Origin of the sequence: Bradyrhizobium sp., from assembly GCF_027307225.1 — a bacterium.
Taxonomy (GTDB): Bacteria; Pseudomonadota; Alphaproteobacteria; order Rhizobiales; family Xanthobacteraceae; genus Bradyrhizobium.
Map to the genome: position 1 here is coordinate 21,648 of NZ_DAHUXJ010000048.1, position 22,503 is coordinate 44,150.

18 protein-coding genes and 1 pseudogene are annotated in these 22,503 nt (G+C 63.3%); 9 read left to right on the forward strand and 10 right to left on the reverse strand.

The window, feature by feature from the left end:
- Position 1: 1 nt before the first annotated feature.
- Positions 2-5,179 (reverse strand): DrmE family protein, encoded by a 5,178-nt coding sequence (locus M6D32_RS07740; protein WP_298254980.1) that lies wholly within the window; start codon positions 5,177-5,179, stop codon positions 2-4.
- A gap of 362 nt (positions 5,180-5,541) precedes the next feature.
- Between M6D32_RS07740 and M6D32_RS07745 the strand changes: the two are divergent.
- Positions 5,542-5,827, forward strand: a pseudogene (locus tag M6D32_RS07745) (hypothetical protein).
- Here the strand turns inward: M6D32_RS07745 and M6D32_RS07750 are convergent.
- From M6D32_RS07750 to M6D32_RS07765, 4 genes are all read right to left on the reverse strand, one after another.
- The gene (locus M6D32_RS07750) at positions 5,822-6,289 is read right to left on the reverse strand and encodes a metallophosphoesterase family protein (RefSeq protein WP_298254982.1); all 468 of its coding nucleotides are present in this window, start codon (positions 6,287-6,289) and stop codon (positions 5,822-5,824) included. The pseudogene M6D32_RS07745 and the gene M6D32_RS07750 overlap by 6 nt on opposite strands.
- 115 nt (positions 6,290-6,404) lie before the next feature.
- Positions 6,405-7,580 (reverse strand): hypothetical protein, encoded by a 1,176-nt coding sequence (locus M6D32_RS07755; RefSeq protein ID WP_298254984.1) that lies wholly within the window; start codon positions 7,578-7,580, stop codon positions 6,405-6,407.
- Between the two features lie 206 nt (positions 7,581-7,786).
- Positions 7,787-9,028 (reverse strand): PHB depolymerase family esterase, encoded by a 1,242-nt coding sequence (locus M6D32_RS07760; protein WP_298254986.1) that lies wholly within the window; start codon positions 9,026-9,028, stop codon positions 7,787-7,789.
- A gap of 5 nt (positions 9,029-9,033) precedes the next feature.
- On the reverse strand, positions 9,034-9,453 hold the full coding sequence (locus tag M6D32_RS07765) for a CopG family transcriptional regulator (protein WP_298254988.1): 420 nt from the start codon (positions 9,451-9,453) through the stop codon (positions 9,034-9,036).
- 171 nt (positions 9,454-9,624) lie between these two features.
- Here M6D32_RS07765 and M6D32_RS07770 point away from each other — a divergent pair, with 171 nt between their 5' ends.
- On the forward strand, positions 9,625-9,891 hold the full coding sequence (locus M6D32_RS07770) for a hypothetical protein (RefSeq protein WP_298254991.1): 267 nt from the start codon (positions 9,625-9,627) through the stop codon (positions 9,889-9,891).
- Between the two features lie 75 nt (positions 9,892-9,966).
- Positions 9,967-11,898: an AI-2E family transporter gene (locus M6D32_RS07775; RefSeq protein ID WP_298254993.1), complete on the forward strand. Its 1,932-nt coding sequence runs from the start codon at positions 9,967-9,969 to the stop codon at positions 11,896-11,898.
- A gap of 460 nt (positions 11,899-12,358) precedes the next feature.
- On the opposite strand, the gene M6D32_RS07780 is transcribed toward M6D32_RS07775, so the two are convergent.
- Both M6D32_RS07780 and M6D32_RS07785 read right to left on the reverse strand, forming a co-directional pair.
- Positions 12,359-13,021, reverse strand: a complete 663-nt coding sequence (locus tag M6D32_RS07780; protein ID WP_298254995.1) for an HAD family hydrolase — start codon at positions 13,019-13,021, stop codon at positions 12,359-12,361.
- A 65-nt stretch (positions 13,022-13,086) separates the two neighbouring features.
- Positions 13,087-14,016, reverse strand: a complete 930-nt coding sequence (locus M6D32_RS07785) for a Ku protein (RefSeq protein WP_298254997.1) — start codon at positions 14,014-14,016, stop codon at positions 13,087-13,089.
- 152 nt (positions 14,017-14,168) lie between these two features.
- Here M6D32_RS07785 and M6D32_RS07790 point away from each other — a divergent pair, with 152 nt between their 5' ends.
- From M6D32_RS07790 to dinB, 5 genes are all read left to right on the forward strand, one after another.
- Positions 14,169-14,570, forward strand: coding sequence for a hypothetical protein (locus M6D32_RS07790; protein ID WP_298254999.1), 402 nt, complete (start codon positions 14,169-14,171; stop codon positions 14,568-14,570).
- 44 nt (positions 14,571-14,614) lie between these two features.
- Positions 14,615-15,064, forward strand: a complete 450-nt coding sequence (locus M6D32_RS07795; protein WP_298255001.1) for a hypothetical protein — start codon at positions 14,615-14,617, stop codon at positions 15,062-15,064.
- A gap of 65 nt (positions 15,065-15,129) precedes the next feature.
- Positions 15,130-17,187 (forward strand): ATP-dependent helicase, encoded by a 2,058-nt coding sequence (locus M6D32_RS07800; RefSeq protein ID WP_298255003.1) that lies wholly within the window; start codon positions 15,130-15,132, stop codon positions 17,185-17,187.
- A 19-nt stretch (positions 17,188-17,206) separates the two neighbouring features.
- Positions 17,207-17,932, forward strand: coding sequence for an SOS response-associated peptidase family protein (locus M6D32_RS07805; RefSeq protein ID WP_298255005.1), 726 nt, complete (start codon positions 17,207-17,209; stop codon positions 17,930-17,932).
- 86 nt (positions 17,933-18,018) lie between these two features.
- Positions 18,019-19,080 carry a DNA polymerase IV gene (gene dinB, locus M6D32_RS07810; protein ID WP_298255007.1) on the forward strand — a complete coding sequence of 354 codons (1,062 nt, stop codon included), beginning with the start codon at positions 18,019-18,021 and terminating at the stop codon, positions 19,078-19,080.
- Positions 19,081-19,116: 36 nt separating this feature from the next.
- Here dinB and M6D32_RS07815 read toward each other — a convergent pair whose 3' ends face one another.
- From M6D32_RS07815 to M6D32_RS07825, 3 genes are read right to left on the reverse strand one after another with little or no spacing between them, the layout of a single operon-like run.
- A complete protein-coding gene (locus M6D32_RS07815; RefSeq protein ID WP_298255009.1) occupies positions 19,117-20,289 on the reverse strand; it encodes an MFS transporter in 1,173 nt (390 codons plus the stop codon).
- Positions 20,289-21,656, reverse strand: a complete 1,368-nt coding sequence (locus M6D32_RS07820) for an FAD-dependent oxidoreductase (protein ID WP_298255011.1) — start codon at positions 21,654-21,656, stop codon at positions 20,289-20,291. Before M6D32_RS07820 ends, M6D32_RS07815 begins: the two co-directional genes overlap by 1 nt.
- A gap of 48 nt (positions 21,657-21,704) precedes the next feature.
- On the reverse strand, positions 21,705-22,025 hold the full coding sequence (locus M6D32_RS07825) for a metalloregulator ArsR/SmtB family transcription factor (RefSeq protein ID WP_298255013.1): 321 nt from the start codon (positions 22,023-22,025) through the stop codon (positions 21,705-21,707).
- A 107-nt stretch (positions 22,026-22,132) separates the two neighbouring features.
- Between M6D32_RS07825 and M6D32_RS07830 the strand changes: the two genes are divergently transcribed.
- Entirely contained in the window at positions 22,133-22,495 is a 363-nt protein-coding gene (locus M6D32_RS07830) for a metalloregulator ArsR/SmtB family transcription factor (protein WP_298255014.1), read from the forward strand.
- Positions 22,496-22,503 lie beyond the last annotated feature (8 nt).

Below are 22,503 nucleotides of genomic sequence, written 5' to 3' on the forward strand. Positions count from 1 at the left end.
GTCAGGCTGCCATCACTTTCAGCCGCTCGTCGAACATGCGATCTTGCCACGCGCTGTTCGTCCATTGCAGGCGGTTCACTATGCCTGCCGGACAACTTCGATGGCCGGGCTCCACCTCCGCGACTTCCAGAATCCAGACGGTCCCAAGATCGAACTCGACCGCTGTCTCGTTCTCACTCGGCTCTAGCAGCATCCGACCGCATCGCGCCACCAGATCGTTCGTTAGTCGCATGCCGGCGGACAAGTGGTGGCCGCGCAATTCCGAGATGGCGTTCCAACAGTCCTTCCAGTCTGCGACGGTTCTGGCTTCCGAGGGGAATGCGCGGGCGATCGCGAGAACATCGTCTTCCGACCTGGGGCCGATGAGGTTCCTGTTCGTTACCCATGAACGCAGGGTGACGATGTGCCGCTGCAGTCCGCAGTCCTGGAGCTTCCTCGCAATGCGGCCCGCGTCCGTTCCCCATTCCCTCAAGGCATCCCGCCACAACGAGGCCTTTTCCCAAAGCCGGTCGTATCGCTCCTGCCCGCAGCTCTGCTGGGCAATCGCCTTGATGACATCTTTCTCGCCGCCCTCCCGAACGATGATGCGCATTCCGGGCTTGAGGTCGGCCACCTCCACGTATTCGACGCCGGATTTCGATCGGTCGTTGCCAGCTTGCAGCAGGCAAACAGGACGATAGTCTGCGGCCATAGGCATCCAGGATCGTCCGACGAAGCGTACGATCTGCGCGTCCTCGCTGTGTTCGTCGTGCTCGAGCTCCCTGATCTGGATCGGCCGTCTGCTGTCCCGTCCGGCAGCCCAGATACGATCGATGGGATCGAGTGTCGCCTCGTCGGCTACGGGCCCGAGGTCTTCGCTGACCGCGCCGAAGCGTGGTGGACCGAACGCACTGCTCGGAAGCGTCGTGAGCGTCGCACGCACGGAGGCATCGACCTCAAGTCTCCTCTTCTGCGAGGCGCGCCACCGCATTCTTCGCCGGTAGATGTCGACCTCGAAATCGTATCCGGCCATGACTATGGCTTTCGACGGCCACGGATCGATGAACTTCTCGAACATGTCCCGGCGAAGCAGCGAGAACGAAATGACGTCCGGAGAATACTCGCCATCGGCGAGTTCCGACGCCAGCCTGCACTGAAGGCTGATGCCATTCGCGGCAAGAAACTCGTCGGCCTCTTCCCTGCTTTGACGCGAGCCCGTGACGAGAACCTGCTTTCTGGCGGGGTTCGTCGCATCCTTCGCGAGTTGCAGTAGCGCGTCGCCTTTCGGTGTGACGCCTCCGTCTACGCATACGAGCGCGAAGTTCTCCACGTCCTCGACGAAGGAATCCAGTGTCTCGGCGGCCGATTTTCCAAGGAAACGCGTTACATGGCCGCGTTCATCGCGCAGTCGTCGAAGCACCGCCTCGAAAGCGTACAGGCGTTCGCCTTTCGGCGGAGCAAGCCAGCTGGACGCCTGGAAGAAGGTGGACCGAACCGCATCCCCGATCGCCTGGAATCTCTCGTCGTCGACGACAGCTTCGGAATTGAGGATATCCGATATCTCGCCGAGCTTCGCGTAGGCCGACCCGAGATGCGGCGCCGACTTCGGCATGTATGAGAATGCAGGTCGACGCTCCGCAAGCGAACTGTGCCGGGTTCTGTCGAGGCCCGGGATTCCGGTGCGGATGCCGACATCGTCCTTGTCGTCCACCAGTTCGTTGGGGGTAGGCTCCCATACCTTCCAGCCATGTCGCCGGAGCTGCAGCGCGTCGCCCCTTCGCCGTGCATCGACAAGCAGGATCAGGCGTTGCCGCTCCCCGACGCGATTGGCCAGTTCGACATCCTTCAGGATCATATCCAGGCGATCGGTAAGGATGATCTGCGAACCAGGCTCCACCGAAGCGGCCAGGCTCGCACGCTCGAGTTCGAAGAGATCGCGAGCTATCGCGACGAGAGGCGACCCGCCGGCTCCTTCGGGTGAGAGCGAGATCGGCTTCCCGCTGTCGTCGAAAGTGCCCCAGGCGAAGGTATCGGACAGGCGGCCCCATCCCTTTTCGCTTTCGGCGCTGGCCGATTCGAGGTCGAGGCTTTCCAGAACGCGGTCGAATTCAGCCCTTGCACCTACGAGAAGCACGCGGTTGGTATAGAGACCCGAATTCCCGCAGCACCCAACGCCCGCGAGTTCGTCCACCTTCGTGAGCGGGGGTGCTTTCGGCCTGATCGTCGGATTGCTTTTCGGAAGCTGGCGTTGCGTGGGCTCATACCAGAAGAGTTGGCTGTTCGGCACCAAGCGCTTGCCGTCGCCGACCTGGGTCTCCTTGTCGGCGAAACCCAGATATGTGCCGTCGGTGTCGTGGACCTTGGTCTTCGCACCGACGAAAAAGACGTACCCTTCGGGCAGCGAGCGCACTCGCGCACCTGGCGTGAAATAACGCTCGATGAACTGCGCGCGGCCATTTTCGAAGTCAACAGCAAGGCATTCCAGGGCTGCGGTGATTGCCGTGAACTGGGCAACCCGGTCGACGGAAGGAAGGATGATGCAGATGGGATCTGCATACTCCGTGTTCAGCGCGGTCGCCGCGACCAGCCGTGCGACATGAGGCAGCACTATCTTCTGGCCATCGACCGAAAGCCGCATGCCATCAAGGAGCTTTGGCGCGACCCGCACCTTCCGCAATCGAGTGGGCTCCGAACATGGCGCGGCGGCGGCCGCCTCGGGAAAAGCCGGAATAACCACCTCATCGGCGTCCGGTTCGTGGGTCTCGACTGCCGCTGCTGCGGGAGCCTCGGTGGCGCACGAAGCGGCAGATTCCAGCGCAGTCTGGAGCGAAGGTTCCTGATCGACGGGGGTGTCAATCGAGAACGCCGGTGGCGTTTCGACATCGCGGCGAGTGCCGTCTGGAGGCGTGTCGTCCGGCTCTACTGGTGGCGGACTCGGGTCAAAGGCCCTTACGATCGAAAGAAGTCGGTTGTCCCTGCCGATCGCTCGTTCTTCGAGGAGCCGAGCATATTCGTCGGGATCCCTTTCCGTCCCAACCCAGTCCACGACGGGACGCCAGCCCATCTCGGCAAGCCTTGTTGTCGTATACGCGACGGTGGCGTCGGTTCTGTCGTCGAGGACACGAGGCTCCTCGACGATCACTGCGACGCGGCCGCCCTTCTCGATGACCGTTCCTTCGAGTGCGGATTGAAGCACCTGCCAGCCCAAGGACTCTGCCTGAATCGCAGCTTTCGTCTCCGCCTTGCGCTCAAGCCGATTCCGCTGATCGGAATGACAGAGGACGATCAGCCCTTTTTTTGCACGGCGAGCGAGCGGTGGCAGATTCTCATCCGTCAGTTCCGCGACGCCCGTCACCAGGAAGTCGACGGCTGCGTCACTTGAAGACGCCGCGGTGTCGAAGCCAGCCTCCTGAAGGTTTTTGGCAAGCTTACCAGCCAGGACCTCCAGTTCTCCGACGCTCAACCTCGGCACCGTTCGCACGATCACGCCGACGCTGTCGGGGCTTCCGAGCCACCGGCCCGGCTGCCCGAGGGCGGCATCGGCAAGTTCCGCATCCTTCTGCAGGTGCGGTGTGCGCAACGAAAAGGCGCCTTCGCCGCCGGATCGGCCGATCCTGTGGACGACGGCTGAGCATGCGGCGATTGCAGCCTCCTCGGAGACGAAATCCTCGGCGTCATCGACCACGACGACGTCGAACTTGCCTCCGGCCGCGGCGACTTGCGCGACATCTTCGACGGTGCGAGCCCGGACCACGGCAGAGGGCCATGCATCGAATCGACCGCCCGCCTTGAAGTCGACGACGTCCAGCAGAAGATCGAGAACTGGAGGATGGTGGCTTGAAGCACGATCCGATGAAATCGAAACCGCCGGAGCGCTGGAAAGCGCGGCCTCGACGCGCGCTTCGAAGTCGGGCGGCGCTTCTAGCGGATCACCGAATCCGGTCTGCGTGAACAGCTGCCGTAGTTGTCGCGCCTCGTCCGCCGACCTCTCGCGCAGGGTTGGCGAGCCGGCCTGATCCAGAATCGTGAGGGCTGACTCGACGGGAGATTTCTCCAACCGATCGACCATTGCAGGGGAGAGCCGCGAGCGAAGTTGCGCAAGTCGGGACGGAAGGGATCGGGACGCCGAACGGGCCTCGCGAATCCGTTGTGAAAATTCGGTCGGATTGCTGCTTGGAATCGGCTCGTTGATTTCGCTCGCCTGCAGGCTTTGCAGCGTCCGGCTACCGAAACGACGCAGCATTGGTTCGAGCGATCTGCCGTCCTGCTGATAGTCGCGGAGAGCCGCCTGGAACTGGCGAAGCGCATCTGATGCCCCTTCTCGGGGACGCATCCGGATGAAGTACTCGACCGCCTTGGCGCCATCAGCGTCGGGCTGTGCCTGCACGGCGGCTTGAAGATTTCCATGCTTGCGGACCAGGTCGATGGCGTCTGCCATTACCCTCGCCATCCAGTCCGCATGCTGCCGATATTCGGCGACGGTCTTTTCGGTGTTGACCGATCTCTTGAGTCGCGAAACGACGGCCGAAGCCAACTGCTCGTCTCTCTCTTCGCGACGCGCGGCCCTCATTCTCCCTAGTTGCAATTCGAATTGCACGTCGTCCGCACTGAGCAGCGCCTGCGCGCGTTCGTTTGGCGGCACCTCGGACGCCCCGCTCTCAAGTATCTGCGCGACGTCGGCAAGAGAACGGCCCGACCGCGCGTTGCCGGACCAAAGCTGGTCGGCAAGCTTCGTCGCATCTTCCAGCACGACACCGGCGAGGTCACGGGTCGCCTCGCTTGGTGGATTGGCGGCACCGGCTTCTTCAATTTCCGCCGCGGTAAGGCCATGCGTTTGCGAAAGGTTGCGTACGCGACGAAGCAGCGCCAGAGCCGTGCGCGCCGCAAAGGGATCGGCATTGGCGCGGGCGCCAAGAGGATCCGCTCTTCCCACGACAGGCTTATCGGGCGCTGCAGAGACCTGATGGTGGGCTCTCTCGAAAAGGACCGGATGCACTTGCACCAACATCCGGAACGGTGATGGCTTCTCGAGAGCTGCACTTCTGCCGATGAGCAGGCATGAACGCCCGGCAGCGACGGCTTGCGTGGCGATGGCCATCGCGAGCGTCGATTTGCCCGTGCCGTCAGCACCGTCCACCGCAACGGACTCTATCGCAGCGCTGCGCAGCGCCGCGGCCTGCGTGGGATCGAGCGTAATCATCTCCGCTTGCCCACCGAGGTTCCCAGCCGCCTCATTGATCCCTGCCCATCCAGCCTATGATGGTTGTACAAGTTTTTGCACACACGTCACGAAAGGCCAATGCGAATCCTTGAATTTCGTCATGGACTTTCGAGGGATAAGTGCACTTTTCACCGCTTTCGGCGCGAAGGGAGGCGTAACGACCGGAATTCCGTCTGCCGCGCAGGGGCCCGTCATGATCGGGCATTGGCCGCCTAGCGTATGGCATAGGGCGGCGGAACAAGTGGAAAGGTGGCGGCTACGACGATCTCGAATCCCTGCCCCGTGCTAACCGCCGGGAACGAGTGACGGCCTCAGGGATTCGTTCCGGTTGGAGAGATCTAATGCTGATGGATAGGCGACCCGCGATCCGGACGCTGCGCGGCTGGGCGATCTCGCTGTTGCAGGAAGCCGGCGCAATCCGCGAATGCGATCAGCATGGCTGGATGCAGGACCGTGCCGACCCCCACGCAAGCGAGCGAGCCCTCGAAGCGGCCCGCCACTATCCGCCGCCGGGGTCTCTCCCGAGGCCGCGGTGGCTGACGTGCGGGAAGTCTTGGACTCGACGGCGACACCTGTCCCGAGTGTCCGCCCGACCAGCTGGCCGCGCGGCTCGCGACGGGCTCATAAGTCGCCGAGATCGTGGATTTCCGGCCGCAGGTTGTCCGGCGTCACGTCGATCGTCGCAAGTGTGACGGGCAGCCCGAAGCGCCGCCGGCCCGCGCTTCCTGGATTCAGGTAGAGCACGCCGTCGGCCGTGTAGATCTTCGGCACATGGGAATGACCGGACACGACGACGTCGATGCCGCGCTCGATCGGATCGATCTGCAGAGTCTTCAGATCGTGCAGAACGTAGATCGCTCTTCCCGCAAGTCGCACGACCTCGGTTTCAAGGTATGCAACCGCCCAGTCGTCGATATCCACGTTTCCTCGGATCGCGGTAACCGGGGCGATGCGACGCAACGCGTCTATAATTTCGGGACGTCCGATGTCGCCGCCATGAATGATGTGATCGACGCCAGCCAGGCGACGCTCCGCCTCCGGCCTGAGCAACCCGTGCGTGTCGGAGATGATCCCGATCCTGAAGGTCATCGGTGGCGGCGGCCCTTAGTGCGCCTCGGTTAATCCTCGATTTCGGCCAACCGAATCTTTCGTCAGCGCTGCTTCGGCGGAAAGTCGAACAGGTGGCGCGGACGGGGATGACCTGTCATTCGGAAGAGAGATTCGAACATCGCCAATAGCGCTTCATAAGCTTGTCAGTGAAGGCGTCTTCGTAGATTACGTAAGGATTGTCGTAGGCCTGCTCGATGACGAGCGAATAGCCCTTAGTCCCCACGACGCCGAATTCGCCATCGTAGGGCGGTTCAAAGCCCAGGTGGCCGAGGAAGCTGACAAACCCTTCCAACCCGTAACGCAGCGCCTCTTCGAGACGCCAAACGGGAATGAACCTGCCATGGTCGTTGTTTACGAGCAAATCCCGGCCGACGCCCCATATCTCACCGCTGTGGAAGACTTGCGACGCGGCTCGCACGCGACCCCCGCTGCCGCTGACCGGCTCGATCGACACCACGCCCTTCGCGTTGCCGTGCGCAAGGCCCGCTTGAGTCCTCCAAAGCAGACCTACCTGATGACGACGCGCCATCGAGAGCAGTTCACCGCTGGTGAAAGGCCGCGGTGCCGGAGTGCGCGGCGACACCCGCAAATAGACGCCCTTGTCGTCGGAAAAGCCGTATTGCGTCTGCGAATCGAAATCGGCGATCGACTCGCCTGGTGCGTACCAAGCAGCCACCGACGTCGTTGACGGCACGCGCCTGAAGGAAGATTCCGTCGCCTCGGCAGGGACCGGCTTCTTCAGGAATTCGCGGATCGCAGCCAAGAACTTTCCCCGCAGCTTGGCCATCTCGAGGTCGATATCTTCCTTGGCCGCGTCCGGCGACAGACGATAGGTGATCGGTCCGCCCAGATCCTGAAGATGGAACGGCAGAAAGTCTCGGTCACCATAGTGCTCGTTAAGGACGAGTAGAATCTGCTCCTCACCATGGGCGCGGATCGCGTAGCCGAGCTCGATGCCCACGTTGATGTTCATGTTTCGCTTTTCCTTGACGCCCTTCCGCCGCGGCACCTTGGAAACCGGCGTGATGTCGGCGACGAATACCTCGCATTCGCCGATCTTTCGCTTGATGGTCGCTGCGAGCGGAGGGCTGCCCGTGACCCCCTGACGATCGGAAGTGAGCTCCATTGCCTCGCGACGGGCGGCGGTGGTCGGCTCTTGCACGTCCTCCGGCTGGCGCAATTGCTTGATGGCAGCGAGCAAAGCATCTTGCACGAAATAGCGTCCGATCTCGCCGAGCGTATCGGACTGCCACGACCAGAAGAACTTCATGTGCGGGATTTGCTCCTACCGGCGGCGTGAGGCGAGCATACGGATCAGGTCGCAAGCGAACAACATCCTCGATGCGCTCCTTCGCGACGGTCGCCGCTTAAGCCGACTTCCGCTGCACCTTGGCTGCCGGCTTCTTCGCGGCCGCCTCCTTCGATGCCTTCTTACCGGCGATCGGCATCAGCATTTCCTTCTGGCCGGCCGCCGCCTTACGTGGCTTCTTGGCAGACTTCTTCGGGGCATTCGTCTCGGCCAACGCTCCGCGCACGCTGCGGATGATCGAGAAAGAAACGCAGCATTTCCTTGGTTGCATCCGGCCCCTCTACGTCTGTATAGGATCCGGCCGGGCTGCCTCCGGACCAGGCATGGCCGGCGCCGTGAACATTCCAGTGCTCCAGGATCTCGCGTTCGCCGTCGGTGTGAGTCGTGCGGGTATACCCGTGCCCTCCCGGAATTTGCCCGCGATGCACCTTCTTTCGAGTCTTAGTCGCTCCGATGGCATGTTCGACAACGTGGGCGCCGTTGTCGGGATGCACGGTGGTGTCGCGGTCGCCGTGAAATATAATGGTCGGGATCATCCGGCCGCCCGCCACAGTTTGACGATCGCTTTTGTTCCCTTGTCGCATGGCGGCGAACGCCGAGGGCATATCGGTGGCGGCTCCGTAGGCGAGGCCGGAATGGATCCCGACCGCCGCGTATAGATCGCTGTAGGTGGCACCCATGACGGCAGCCGCGGCGCCACCGGCCGAGAGGCCGGCAATGAAGACGCGCTTCGGATCGACCGAATAGTCACGCATGACACGGCGGGTGATGCCCGCGATCAGCGAAGGCTCGCCTTCGTCACGGCGCTGGTCCGCCGCGCGAAACCAGTTCCAGCATTTGGACGGATTGGCGCCGCTTGGCTGCGCCGGATAGACCACCAGGCAGTTCTGTTCTTCCGCGATGAAGTTCATTCTGGTGCCGGCTGCGAAATCGTCCGGCGACTGGGTGCAACCGTGAAGCATCACCACCAGCGGCAGCGGCTGACCTTGATGGTAGCTGCTGGGGACGAAGAGCTTGTAGGTCCGGCTTCCGGTCTCGTTGCTGTAGGTGCCGTCGATGAACTTCGTACCCACCGGCGCGATGTCGGTCATCGAAGCAGGAGCGTGCTTGACGCCCCGCAGGCCGAGCCAGGTGCCGTCCTTCGCTCGATCGAACAACGGCCGGTGCCGACGTGCAGTGGCGGCCGGCGTCTCCGCCGGTGCTGCGCGGTCGGCGTTGCCGACGCCGTTGGCCTTGAGTTCGATCGTAAGCGGACTTTGGTCCTGAAGACGGCTGAGACCCTTCGCGGCCGATGCCTCCGCGGGCGGGCGCTCGCCTCGGAACATGCGCTGCAGCAGCGCCGTGGCTTCGGTCAGTTGCCCTGCTTGGGTCAACCGTGTGGCCTCGCGGAGCGTGTCCTGATTCAACATCGTGTTCACCTTGTTCTGTCGGAAAGAGCGGCCTTGACCGCAGGGGTGGCATGGAGGGCTCCGAGCACGGAAACCGAGGCGATGGTGGCGCGGGCGAGATCGGGAGAGACGTCCTGCTCGATGCTCGCAAGACCGAGCACGTTGATCTGCAGCATCTCGCCGGCTTGCCGCGCAGCTTCGAGATCCGCGCGCGTGTAATTCCGCAGACCGAGGTCCAGGCCTTTACGGGCCGTGGATTGCTTGACCACGTCGGCGTGCCGCTCGAGCTGATTGCGGATCGCCGTCCGGATGAAATCCGTGCGGTTCGAATAGAATCCGTCCTTCACCATCAGATCCACGTGGCCCAGATCGACATAGCCAAGGTTGATGGTGATCTTCTCGGTTTCCGGAGGCTTCGGCCTCAGGTCTTGGACATTCGAGGGCATTCTCGGCTCCATCCATATAACATCTGTGTGGATGGTATATGGATGTCCATGCACCGTGTGCAAGGGACAGCACTACGAATCGTTCGAAGCGAAGCGCGGTCGGCTTCCAGAAGGCCAGGCGGTCTGGATCTGCGGCGACTGTCACGCCGGCAATCTCGGCCGGTGGCCGCCATGGACGGACGCATCGAGCGGTTGACGGTTCAGGATGCGATGAAGGCCGCCAGCTTTCTTGCCGGCGTCATCGGAAAGGCCCATGCGCGTCAGATGGACGAAGCTACCCGCAAAGGCTGGTTCAAGGAATTGGGAGGAGCCGTCCTGGCTCAGGTCTTCCGTGGTTTCGCTGATCGGGAGCCACGAAGTGGCCTATCTAGAACACTGTCGGATATACGCCACGCAGGCGTCTGCCTAGTCGCCCGTGCACTCGCCGGAACATCGTGAGTTCTGAAAGGTTTCAAACCAGTCGACACTGCGCGTAGGCCGACCTTCCGCCCAGGTCTGCACCGGAAGTAGCGAATGGAAATGCCCGCCCAGATCAAGCTGACACAGCCGCGAGGCGCGACCTTGATCAACATGGGCGTCGCCGCGCTCATCATCGCGGGTCTGTACTTTGGCCGCGAAATCTTCGTCCCGGTCGCCCTCGCCGTCCTCCTGAGCTTCGTGCTTGCCCCCTTCGTCAGCCGCTTGCAATCCTTCAGACTGCCGCGCGTCGCGGCCGTGCTGGCGGTCGTCATTCTGGGCTTCGCGATCATCTTCAGCCTCGGCGGCCTGATGGTGACGCAGGCGAGCAAACTTGCGGAAGCGCTGCCGGGCTATGAAACGACGCTTCGAAACAAGATCGAAACCCTCCGCGGAATAGCCGGCGGGGGCACGGGTACGCTGCAGCGGGCATCGGAGGTCCTGAACGATCTCAAGACGGAGCTTCAGAGTACGAAAGCAGGTAGTCCATCGAACACCCCAGTTCTTCAGCAGCCGGTAGACAGCAAACCGATTCCTGTCGAGGTCAGGCAGCCGGACCCGGGCGCCTTGAGCACGCTGGTGGCGATAATCGCTCCTTTGGTATCGCCGCTCACGACGACCGGCATCGTCGTCATCTTCGTGATCTTCATCTTGATACAGCGTCAGGACCTGAGGAACCGTTTCGTCCGACTGGCGGGCTCGGACGACATCCAACGGACCACCGCGGCGCTGGACGAAGCCGGCGAGAGACTGAGCCGGCTCTTTCTGACGCAGATCGCCTTCAACGCCGCCTTCGGCGTGGCGATCGGCATCGGCCTGCAGCTGATCGGCGTACCCTCCGCTCCGTTGTGGGGGCTTGTCGCGATGATCCTGCGGTTCGTGCCCTACATCGGCGCGTTCATCTCGGCGATTTTTCCACTCATACTCGCTGCCGCCGTGGGATCCGGCTGGGAAATGCTTTTGCTGACCATGGTCCTGTTCGTCATCCTCGAGCTCTTGGCAAGCCAGGTCTTGGAGCCGGTGATCTTCGGCCATAGCTCCGGCCTGTCGCCCATCGCGATAATCGTGGCTGCGTCGTTCTGGACCTGGCTGTGGGGTCCCGTCGGCTTGGTGCTGGCGACGCCGCTTACCATCTGTCTTGTGGTCGTGGGACGTCATGTCGACCGACTGCAGTTTCTCGACATCATGCTGGGCGATCAGCCGGCGTTGACGCCAATGCAGCTGGTCTACCAAAGAATGCTGGCCGGGGATCCGATCGAGGCTGTCGAACAGGCCCGTGAGTATCTCAAGACCGCGCCCCTTGTGAACTACTACGACACTATATTGACCGGCGGTCTGGGGCTGGCTGCAGCGGACAACCGGCTCGGGCATCTCGATGCGGAGCGGCTCGATCGCATAACGGCTACGGTGAGCGAACTCGTCGACGATCTGGACGGACACGAAGACGTGCAGGTCGTCGAAGCGCCTTCTTCCAACTCCGATTCTCCTCTGGCGACACTCGTGGACGCTAAATCGGACGAGGACGAGACAAGCACTCCTCCCGTCTGGCAGGCTCCGCGATCAATCCTTTGCATTCCGGGATTCAGCAAGCTCGATGAAGCGGCCGCGATCGTGCTTGCGCAGCTGCTTCGGCGTCGTGGCTACACTGCATCGGCGGAGCAATACGACGCCATGTCGGTGGCCAAGTTCTTCTCGCTGGATCTCACCGGAACGAAACTCGTCTGCATCTGCTATGCTGATCGGCCGTCGGGCGCCAAGCTTCACTATGCGGTTCGTAGGCTGACCAAGAAGACGAAATCGGCCTACGTGATGGCCTTGTTTCTCGGTCGTGCGGCCGAAGAGTTGGAAAAGGTGCTGCCCGGCTTGTCCGCTACGACGAAGACCTTCGCGACAGCGCTCGACGCAGTCGAGCAGAAGGCAAGAGAAACATCCGCGGCCTCGGAAGTCGCGGCCGATGGGGTGCGGGCGGCACCTTCGGTGGCCGGCTGATATCAGAGCTGCGCCGCTAAACGACCGCTGGTCGGAATGAACCGTTCTGTCCATACCGGTGGTCGGCGGGTGCTACGGTGCGTCCGCGACGATTGCAGGGTTCGGCGGGCGCGCCCCGTTTGGGCGATAGAGTCTAGCGTGGACGACGGCGTTATCGCGAACTCGCTCGCGGTGTTCTTGCACGATCGTCATCCGAAAACGGCACACGCACCGAAGCCGACGCGGCTCGCGTAGGCGGGAAAAGCGCGCCCGCGCGAAAGGGGAAGTCGTGATGTCGCTGAAATTTGGAAAACCGAAGATGGCGCCCTCCGAGCCCCGCAAGGAGGAGGAGCGCGAGATGCGCGAAGCCGTCGTCCAAGATGCGGACAAGATTGAAGATAAAGACCGCGACCTCCTGCACGGCGACGGCGGAACGCTCGGTCTCGGCGACGACGGAAAATCCGGACAAAGACAGTTAAAGCTATTTCGCCAAACCCGAATCTTCGAACCGGGCGAACAGCGCGGCCGGTCCCGGATAGACGTCGGCGCAACCGGCCTCTCGCAGTGTGGTCTCCGTGAATCCGCCGCAGAGCACTCCGATGGTCGCGATGCCGGCCTTCCCCGCCGCTGAGGCGTCGTAGGGCGTGTCTCCGATCGCGACGGCGTCGCGACCATCAATCTTCAGCCTCTTCAACACGACCTCGAAGATGTCCGGCGCGGGTTTGGACTCCTTGGCATCATCTGAAGAAGTTTTCACATCGACCATGTCTGCGATACGCGCGATGTCGAGGTACATGTCGAGTTCATCTTTCTTGGCCGAGGACGCAATGGCGACCCGGACGCCGGCATCCCGCACGCGTCGAAGCAGATCGGGGACCGCGGAAAAGGGGCGCACAAGCGGCAGGTACGCCGTCTTGAAACGCTCGCCGCGCCATTCCTCCATTTCCTTGCCGTGGTCTCGCTGTTCGTCGGCGGACAGGAAGACTGGAATGAGCTTGTCGCCGCCCTTTCCGATCTGGCTTCTCGCCTGCTCGAAGGTCACGTCGTGACCAAACTTCGCCATCGCTTCGTGCCAGGCAAGGGCGTGGAGATCGACGGAGTCCAGCAGTGTCCCGTCCAGGTCGAAGATGGCTGCTTTCGGCATCTCTGAGACTTCCATGGTCGGAACGAACAAGAGTCGGGCACATGCTATCGGTTGAACCGTTCCCGTTAGGCCGATTTCCTGTGCGCTCTCGCAGCCGGCTTCTTCGCGGCAGCCTCCTTCGATGCCTTCTTGCCGACGATCGGCATCAGCATTTCCTTCTGTCCAGACGCCACCCTGCGCGGCTTTTTCGTCGACTTCTTCGAGGCCTTGGTCTCCGATGCGGCGCCGCCGACACTGCGCTTCAGCGCCTCCATCAGGTCGACCACGTTGTCGCCGCGAGGCCGTTCCTTCGGCGTGATCGGTTTGCCGGCACGCTTCTGATTAATGAGATCGACTAGGGCTGTCTCGTACTGGTCTTCGAACTTGTCGGGTTCGAAACTGCCCGATTTCTGATCGACGATGTGCCTGGCGAGATCGAGCATGTCTTTTGTGACTTTGACGTCCTGAATGTCGTCGAAATACTCCTTCGGATCGCGCACTTCGTAGGGGTAGCGCAGCAGCGTTCCCATCAGACCCTTGTCGAGCGGTTCGAGCGCGATGATGTGCTCGCGGTTCGTCAGCACCACGCGTCCGATCGCGACCTTGTTCATTTCCCCGATGGTTTCGCGAATGACCGCGAAGGCGTCATGGCCGACCTTGCCGTCCGGACACAAATAATAGGGACGGATGAGATATCGGGGATCGATCTCGGTACGGTCGACGAATTCGTCGATCTCGATGGTCCGCGTCGATTCCAACGCCACATTCTCGAGTTCTTCCTTGGTGACCTCGACGAAGGTGTCGGTGTCGACCTTGTAGCCCTTGACGATGTCCTCGTTGGCGACTTCCTCGCCGGTGTCGGCATCGACCTTGGCGTACTTGATGCGGTGGCCGGTTTTGCGGTTGAGCTGATTGAACGAGACCTTCTCGGATTCCGACGTGGCCGGATAGAGCGCGACGGGACAGGTGACCAGCGAAAGGCGGAGGAAGCCTTTCCAGTTCGCGCGGGGGGCCATGGACGCGGTACTCCAACAAAATTGGCGGTTCGGACTCAAGACGAACGGCGGACCATGGTTCCGACATCCGCCACCCCTCGATCGGAAGATATTTTCGGGTTTCCGCCTTTCGACGGACTCGACATTTGTTCATGCTATGTTCTATTCGTGACATGACCGACCGACCCGCAAGCTGGCGCATGCCGACCCGAAAGCAGATGGAGAGAATGGCCGATTCAGCAGCGTTGGGCCGAGATCCGCCAAGACCACCGGCCATCGGCCCCGCCGACGAAGTGCCGGCGGAATATTGGCACTCTATGATGGAAGATGCAGCGGCCGACGCCAGTCCGCGCCTTTCGATCCGGACGCAGCGGCTGTCCGAGATACCGCGACACCTGCTGCGAGTCGGCTGCCGCCGTTGCGGCCGCATCGTCGAGATCCAGACGGCCGATGCCGTCCGCCTCTACGGCGCCGAAACCGAGTGGAAGACCGTCGGGCAGCGGCTGCTCGACAACACCTGTCAGCAGCGGACCGGCCGTCACGAAGAGGACGGTTGCTGGCCGTCGTTCGAGTAGTCGCCGGCGCGCCGCCGGTCGTCGTGTGAATCCTGGATGTCCGGATGGCGCCGAAACATCATCCCACGCCCTTGTCCGGCGGCGACCGCAAGGCCCTAGGCAAGGAGCTCGGTAAGGCGCGTGCGATGACTAACATCCTTGCCGCGCAGTCCGCCGAGATGCGGACCGAGGCCGAGACCATGCTGCAGCAGGCCGACCGGCTGCTTTGCGAATCGTGGAACGAGCGGATGTGGTCCGATGGCCAGCCGATCGACCCGTCGCCGACCATCGACCAGGCAATCAACGGGGGCTTCCCATGGCTTGAGATCCAATGCTCCCGATGCAAGACGCCGAGCGACGTCGACCTCGCCGCCATGAAACACCCGCCGACCACCTTCGTGCACGATCTCGCCAGCCGGCTGCGGTGCCGGAAATGCGCCAAAGCTGGACGGCGCCCGTCGGCGACCCTGCTGCAGCTTGCGTGGCAACCCCGGCACCCCCGGACCGACGTCTAATGGTTGCGATCACAGCAGGAATCATCGACCGTCGTTCCTTCCCGACCATGAAACGGACGCCGAAGATGGCAACGGCCTACCTCGAAACCCTCAATCCCGAGCAACGGCGTGCGGTCGAGCACGGCTCCGCCGGAGGATCGGCGGCGGCGCCGTTGCTGGTGATCGCAGGCGCGGGTTCCGGAAAGACCAACACCCTCGCCCATCGCGTCGCCCACCTGATCGTCCAGGGCGCGGACTCCCGCAGAATTCTGCTGATGACGTTTTCGCGGCGCGCGGCGTCCGAGATGACAAAACGGGTCGAACGCATCGCGCGCAAGGTCCTGGGCGACAATGCCGGGATCATGACGGACGCACTTAGCTGGGCCGGCACCTACCACGGCATCGGCGCCCGCCTGCTGCGCGAGTATGCGGAGCAGATAGGTCTCGATCCCGCCTTCACGATTCACGACCGCGAAGATTCCGCGGACCTCATGAACCTGGTCAGGCATGAGAAGGGCTTCTCGAAGACGGAAAGCCGGTTTCCCACGAAAGGGACGTGCCTTTCGATCTATTCGCGCTGCGTCAACGCCGAGATGCCGATCGAACGGGTCATCGGCGCATCGTATCCGTGGTGCTCGGGATGGGCGGCGGAGCTCAAGGAACTGTTCGCAGCCTACGTCGAAGCGAAGCAGAAGCAGAACGTGCTCGATTACGACGACCTGCTGCTCTATTGGGCGCAAATGGTCGGCGACGCCGGCCTCGCCGACGACATCGGCGGTCGCTTCGACCACATCCTCGTCGACGAGTACCAGGACACGAACCGCTTGCAGTCCTCGATCCTGCTCGCGCTCAAGCCCGGAGGCCGGGGCCTGACGGTGGTCGGCGACGACGCGCAATCGATCTACTCGTTCCGTGCCGCGACAGTGCGCAACATCCTCGACTTTCCGGATCAGTTTTCGCCGGCAGCAAACGTCATCACGCTCGACCGCAACTATCGGTCAACGCAGCCGATCCTCGCCGCCGCCAACGGCGTCATTGGCCTCGCCAAGGAACGCTTCACCAAAAACCTCTGGACCGAACGGGCGTCCGCAACAAAGCCGCAACTCGTCTCGGTCCGCGACGAGGCTGACCAGGCGCGCTTCATCGTCGAACGCATCCTCGAGAATCGGGAGTCCGGCACCCTCCTCAAAGAGCAGGCCGTCCTGTTCCGGACATCCAGTCACAGCGGCCCGCTCGAAATCGAACTCACGCGCCGGAATATTCCGTTCGTGAAGTTCGGCGGGTTGAAATTTCTCGACGCCGCACACATCAAGGACATGCTGGCGCTGCTTCGCTTCGTCGAGAATCCGCGAGACCGCGTCGCGGGCTTCCGACTGTTGCATCTGCTGCCCGGCGTCGGATCGGCGACCGCGCAACGGGTGCTCGATCACATGGCGGAAGCTGCCGCCCCTCTCTCGGCACTCGCGAGCATGCCGACACCGCCGCGCGCCGGCGACGACTGGAAGAGTTTCGTCGAGACCGTGGGCAACCTTCGATATTCCGAATGGCCCGAGGATCTGGAGCGGGCGCGGCTTTGGTACGAACCGCATCTCGATCGTATCCATGAGGATGCCGAAACGCGGCGAGCAGATTTGCTCCAACTCGAGCAGATCGCCTCCGGATACCCTTCGCGCGAGCGTTTCCTGACCGAACTTACCCTGGATCCGCCCGACGCGACCAGCGATCAGGCCGGCGTGCCGCTGCTCGACGAGGACTACTTGATCCTGTCCACGATCCACTCCGCGAAGGGTCAGGAGTGGAAGTCGGTCTATCTGCTCAACGCCGTGGACGGCTGCATGCCTTCCGACCTTGGCGCCGGCACCTCCGCGGAGATCGAGGAGGAGAGGCGCCTGCTCTATGTCGCCATGACGCGCGCCAAGGACGACCTGCATCTAGTCGTGCCGCAACGCTTTTTCGTCCACGGCCAGCACGCACAGGGCGATCGTCACCTCTATGCTTCGAGGACACGCTTCATACCCGAGAAGCTGCTCGGCCTGTTCGAGCGCGCGGCCTGGCCCATTGTCCCCGCCGGCGTCGCCGCGCGTTCGGCTGGCCAAGGGCCCAAGGTGGACATCGGTGCCCGCATGCGGGGAATGTGGCGTTAGACGACATCGAGGAGCCGACGTGTGCAACCTCTATTCGATCACGACCAACCAGGCCGCCATCATCGCGCTGTTCCGCGTGGTCAACCGGTACGTCGGCAACCTCGCGCCGATGCCCGGCGTGTTTCCGGACTACAAGGCGCCGATCGTCCGGACCGGTGCCGAAGGCCGCGAACTCGCAACGGCGCGGTGGGGAATGCCATCCGCGCAACAAGCCCTGATGGAAGCGACCAAGAAGCGCGCCGCAAAACAGGAAGCGAAGGGGAAACCAGTCGACTTCAAGCAACTGCTCCGGATGGAGCCGGATGGCGGCACGACCAACATCCGCAACGTGAAGAGCAAGCACTGGACGCGCTGGCTCGGCGTCGAGAACCGCTGCGTGGTGCCGTTCAACTCGTTCAGCGAGTTCAACAAGGCCGAGGGCGGCGACATCTGGTTCGCGCTCGACGAGACTCGTCCGCTCGCTTGCTTCGCCGGCATCTGGACCAACTGGACGTCGGTTCGGAAGGTCAAGGAAGGTGAGACAAACAACGACCTCTACGCGTTCCTGACGACGGAGCCGAACGCCGAAGTCGGCGCCATCCACCCGAAGGCGATGCCGGTGATCCTGACGACGCAGGACGAAGTCGAGACCTGGATGACCGCGCCTCCGGACGAGGCCCTGAAGCTGCAGCGGTCGCTGCCGGACGGGTCGCTCCGGATCGTCGCCCGCGGCGTCAAGGAAGACCCCGTTGGGTCGGCGCCGTGACCACCCAACCAGGGGGGCCGAGCCCTGCTGCAGGGATGACGTCGCTATCAATGGTTTCAATGGGTTAGAATCCAAGAAAGCCTGAATTGCGCAAAATCATCCACGTCGACATGGACGCGTTCTATGCCTCCGTCGAGCAGCGGGACAATCCGGGTCTCCGTGGCAAGCCGGTCGCCGTCGGCGGATCCCGCGAACGCGGCGTCGTGGCGGCCGCGAGCTACGAAGCGCGGAAATTCGGCGTCCGCTCGGCCATGCCGTCAGTGACGGCCAAGCGGCAGTGCCCGGACCTCATCTTCGTGAAACCGCGCTTCGAGGTCTACAAGGCGGTCTCGCAACAGATCCGCGAGATCTTCGCCGAACACACGCCGATCATCGAACCCCTCTCGTTGGATGAGGCCTATCTCGACGTCACCGAAAATCTGCAGAACATTCCGCTGGCCCGCGACGTCGCGCTCGCGATCCGCGCCAAGATCAAGGAGGTGACCGGTCTGAACGCCTCCGCCGGCATCTCCTACAACAAGTTTCTCGCCAAGCTCGCGTCCGACCATCGCAAGCCGAACGGTCAGTACGTCATCACGCCGGAGATGGGGCCGGCGTTCGTCGAAGCGCTGCCCGTCGGCAAATTCCACGGCATCGGCCCAGCGACGAGCGCGAAGATGAATTCGCTCGGCATGCACACCGGCCTCGACATGCGCAATCAGACGCTGGAGTTCATGCAAGCCAACTTCGGCAAGGCCGGCGCGTACTACTACTGGATCTCGAGGGGCGTCGACGACCGCGAGGTCCGCGCTAACCGCATCCGGAAATCCGTCGGCGCCGAGAACACGTTCTCCAGCGACCTTACCGACTTCGCCGCTATGGCCGCCGAACTGCAGCCGCTGATCGACAAGGTCTGGCGGCACTGCGAGGACAAGGGGTCTCGCGGACGAACTTTGACGCTGAAGGTGAAATTCAACGACTTCGAGATCATCACGCGCAGCAGGTCAGTCCCCGTTGCGGTATCGAGTCGCGGCGACCTCGAACGCCTGGCGATCGCACTGCTTCAAAGCGAGATGCCGGTTCCAAAGCCGGTGCGTCTCTTGGGCGTATCTCTTTCGTCATTGCAAGGCGACGACCAAGAGGAGCCGCAACTCGGGCTGCCGATCTGACGGTCATGAAACGCGCCGATTTGCGATCGAAACGCCTTACTCGGCGGCGGCCGTCTCGACCGAACGGGCGCGCACCTGCAGCAGCATCAAGGCGATAAGCGCGGAAAGACTGAGGGCCGCGGTGACGGCGACGACGGCCCTGCCCAACGGATCGATCAGCAGCCCGATCAGAAGCGGCGCCAGAGCCTGAGCGATCCTGGAGGGCGCACCGATAAGCCCCAATCGGTAGGCGTAGTTTTCGGGACCGAAGATCGCAAGCGGCAGCGTGCCGCGGGCGATGGTCAGAATGCCATTGCCAGCGCCGTGCAGCAGCGTGAAGGTCGCCGCTGCTCCACCGCCGAAGATGCCGATCACGGCCGCGCCGATCGGATGCGTCAGGCATGCGAGCCGCGTCGACATCAGCGGATGGAAGCGGCCGAGCACGCTCGCCTCCAGCACGCGGGCGGCGACCTGGGAAGGACCGATCATCATGCCCGCGAACACGGCTTGTGCCGGGGTCGCGCCGAACGCCTCCACGATGCGCGGCAGATGCGCAGCCATCGCCGACGTCACTGTCCACGCCGCGGCGAACGCGAACGACAGCAGAATCATCGTGCGGTCGATCGGAATGTGCGGCCTGACCTTCGGCCCTTCGGCCAATGCGGCGCGCTCTGTTCGAGGCAGCATCAGGTTCAACGGCAGTCCGATCACGATGTGGGCCGCCGCCCAGACGAAGCAAGTCTCCCGCCAGCCGACGGTCGCCAAGCCGAACGAACTCAAGGGCCAGCCCACGGTGCTCGCGAAGCCGGCGATCAACGTGATCCCGGTGATCGCGCCGCGTGAGTCGCTGCCGTAGATGCGGCCGATTGCGCCGAACGCCGCGTCGTAGAGTCCAAACCCCATCCCGACGCCGAGCAGTATCCAGGCTCCAGCCATCATCCAGAGCGACGAAGACGCGCCGAGCAGCGCAAGTCCCGCCGCGAGCAGCAGGTTGGATGCGCAAAGCACTTGACGTCCCCCGACGCGGTCGATCTGCCGCCCGACCTTGGGGCCCAGCAGTCCGGAGATGACGAGCGACGCCGAAAACGCGGCGAAGAACCAGTTCGACGAGATGCCGAGGTCGTTCGCGATCGGACCGGCGAGGATCGCCGGTAGATAATAGCTCGATCCCCATGCCAGCGTCTGGGCGGTGCCAAGTGCCGCGACGACGCGGAGACGGTCGCGGTCCATCAGCCGCAACCGCAACCGGTCTTGCCCGTCGCCTTGGCGGAAGCGTCGTCGGCGCAGCAGGCGTCGACGTTCGCCGGCACCGGTCCGCCGCAGCATCCGGACGCACTGGCGCCCTCGACGCCGCTGCGCGTGCAGACGCCGGTCTCCGGAAGCTGGAGTTCGACGCGGGCGGCGGCTTCCTTGTCGCCGGCGATATCGGCCGCGATCGAGCGGACCTGCTCGTAGCCCGTGATCATCAGGAAGGTCGGGGCGCGACCGTACGACTTGATGCCGGCGAGGTAGAAGCCAGGATCGTCCTGAGCGAGTTCGCGCGCCCCGTGCGGGCGGACCGTGCCGCAGGAGTGTTCGTTCGGATCGATCAATGGCGCCAGCGCGACCGGCGCCTCGATCGCGGGATCTAGGCGAAGGCGGATCTCGCCCAGGAACGACAGGTCCGGACGGAAGCCCGTCGCGACGATCAGTTCGTCGACGAGGACGCTGCGCCCGCAGCACCCGGACGAGGTCGCGATCCGGACCTTTCCGTCGGCTTCGGAGATGGCGGCGACCGGGAAGCCGGCCTCGACCTGAACCTGGCCGGCCGCGACGAGCGAAGCGAAATGAGCGCCGAGTTCGCCACGGGCGGCGAGCTTGTCGTTTGCGCCGCCACCGAACGCCTTCGCGGGGTCCATTCCCCGCAGCAGCCAGACCGGCCGCGTGCCGGGCGCCTGCTGCGCCAAGGTGGTCAGATCCGTGAGGGTCCCGATCGCCGAATGTCCGGCGCCAAGGACCGCTACGGTCTTGCCAGCGTAGCGTGCCCGATCCCTGCCGAGCACGTCCGGCATGCCGTAGGCGAACCGCGCTGCGGCTTCGCGCTCGCCGATCGCCGGCAGGCCGCCGTCGCCGGCCGGGTTCGGCGAATTCCACGTTCCGGACGCGTCGATGACTGCCTCGGCGCGTAGCGTCTCCGGACCCTTACCGTTCTGGTAACGGATCTCGAAGGGCGCTGCCTCGCGACCCTTCGTCTTGGCCTTGTCGAAACCGGCACGCCCCACGGCGGTCACGCGGCTGTTGGTCCGGATCACGTCGCGCAGCGCGGTCTTGGTCGACAGCGGTTCGACGTAGCGTTCGAGAAGCTCGGCACCAGTCGGGTAGATGGCCGGGTCCGGGGAATTCCAGCCGGTCGGCGCCAGCAACCGCGCGGCGGCCTTGTCGACGTTGTATTCCCAGGGCGAGAACAACTGCACGTGCCGCCACTGCCGGATCGAGTGGCCCGCCTCCGGACCGGCCTCGAGCACGACCGGCGTCATCCCGCGTTCCATGACGTGCGCCGCCGCGGCCAGACCGACCGGACCGCCGCCGATGATCGCCACCTTCTTCGCCGTGCTCATATCGTTTCTCCCATCCTTCTGGAATCACCGAAATAGTCCACAAAAAGATCAGGCCGCCGGTCGGGCGGCCTCCTTGCACTCGTTCTCGTCGGCGCAGCATTCGGCGACGAGAAAGTCCACCAACCCTTGCATTGTCGCGTACTCGGCCCGGCAGAGAAGCGTCGTCGCTTCGCGGGACTGCGAGACAAGTCCGACCGCGACCAAGCCCTTCACGTGGTGTGACAGGGTGGACGCCGGAATCTTCAGCTTCTCCTGCAGCCGCCCGACCGGCAGGCCGGCACGGCCCGCGCGAACGAGCGCGCGATAGATCTTCAATCGGGTCGGGTTGCCCAGCGCTTCGAGACGGGCCGATGCATCTACGAGTTTCATGCGCGCAATCCTGCCGTGCCCCCGGCGGCGTGTCAAACGATATTTCTAGATTATTCGAAATAAACGCCAACTTGACGTCGGCTCAATATTTCCATAACTCTGGATATATGGAAATCGAACAGACCGTAATGGCGCTCGCCGCGTTGGCGCAGCCAACCCGTCTCCAAGCGTTCCGGACGCTGGTGAAACACGAACCCGAGGGCCTCGCCGCCGGCGACCTCGCCCGCGCGCTCGAGGTGCCGCAGAACACGCTGTCGGCGCACCTCTCGATTCTCTCGCGAGCCGGTCTCGTCTCGTCCGAACGCCATAGTCGTTCGATCGTCTATCGCGCCGATCTCGCCAAATTCCAGAAGGTCGCGCTCTACCTGCTCCAGGACTGCTGCGGGGGACGCCCGGAGGTCTGCGCACTACTGATTGAGAGCCTGCAGCCGTGTTGTCCGCCGACGCGGAAGCAACGCAGCCGCGCCTGAACGCCCGA

Coding starts and splice junctions, on each gene's coding strand:
- M6D32_RS07785 (WP_298254997.1), bottom strand. CDS start 14,016: ATGGCCCCCCGCGCGAACTGGAAAGGCTTCCTCCGCCTTTCGCTGGTC.
- M6D32_RS07760 (WP_298254986.1), bottom strand. CDS start 9,028: ATGTTGAATCAGGACACGCTCCGCGAGGCCACACGGTTGACCCAAGCA.
- M6D32_RS07780 (WP_298254995.1), bottom strand. CDS start 13,021: ATGCCGAAAGCAGCCATCTTCGACCTGGACGGGACACTGCTGGACTCC.
- M6D32_RS07750 (WP_298254982.1), bottom strand. CDS start 6,289: ATGACCTTCAGGATCGGGATCATCTCCGACACGCACGGGTTGCTCAGG.
- M6D32_RS07795 (WP_298255001.1), top strand. CDS start 14,615: ATGGCGCCGAAACATCATCCCACGCCCTTGTCCGGCGGCGACCGCAAG.
- M6D32_RS07820 (WP_298255011.1), bottom strand. CDS start 21,656: ATGAGCACGGCGAAGAAGGTGGCGATCATCGGCGGCGGTCCGGTCGGT.
- M6D32_RS07800 (WP_298255003.1), top strand. CDS start 15,130: ATGGCAACGGCCTACCTCGAAACCCTCAATCCCGAGCAACGGCGTGCG.
- M6D32_RS07765 (WP_298254988.1), bottom strand. CDS start 9,453: ATGCCCTCGAATGTCCAAGACCTGAGGCCGAAGCCTCCGGAAACCGAG.
- M6D32_RS07770 (WP_298254991.1), top strand. CDS start 9,625: ATGGACGGACGCATCGAGCGGTTGACGGTTCAGGATGCGATGAAGGCC.
- M6D32_RS07755 (WP_298254984.1), bottom strand. CDS start 7,580: ATGAAGTTCTTCTGGTCGTGGCAGTCCGATACGCTCGGCGAGATCGGA.
- M6D32_RS07830 (WP_298255014.1), top strand. CDS start 22,133: ATGGAAATCGAACAGACCGTAATGGCGCTCGCCGCGTTGGCGCAGCCA.
- M6D32_RS07775 (WP_298254993.1), top strand. CDS start 9,967: ATGGAAATGCCCGCCCAGATCAAGCTGACACAGCCGCGAGGCGCGACC.
- M6D32_RS07790 (WP_298254999.1), top strand. CDS start 14,169: ATGACCGACCGACCCGCAAGCTGGCGCATGCCGACCCGAAAGCAGATG.
- M6D32_RS07740 (WP_298254980.1), bottom strand. CDS start 5,179: ATGATTACGCTCGATCCCACGCAGGCCGCGGCGCTGCGCAGCGCTGCG.
- M6D32_RS07825 (WP_298255013.1), bottom strand. CDS start 22,025: ATGAAACTCGTAGATGCATCGGCCCGTCTCGAAGCGCTGGGCAACCCG.
- M6D32_RS07815 (WP_298255009.1), bottom strand. CDS start 20,289: ATGGACCGCGACCGTCTCCGCGTCGTCGCGGCACTTGGCACCGCCCAG.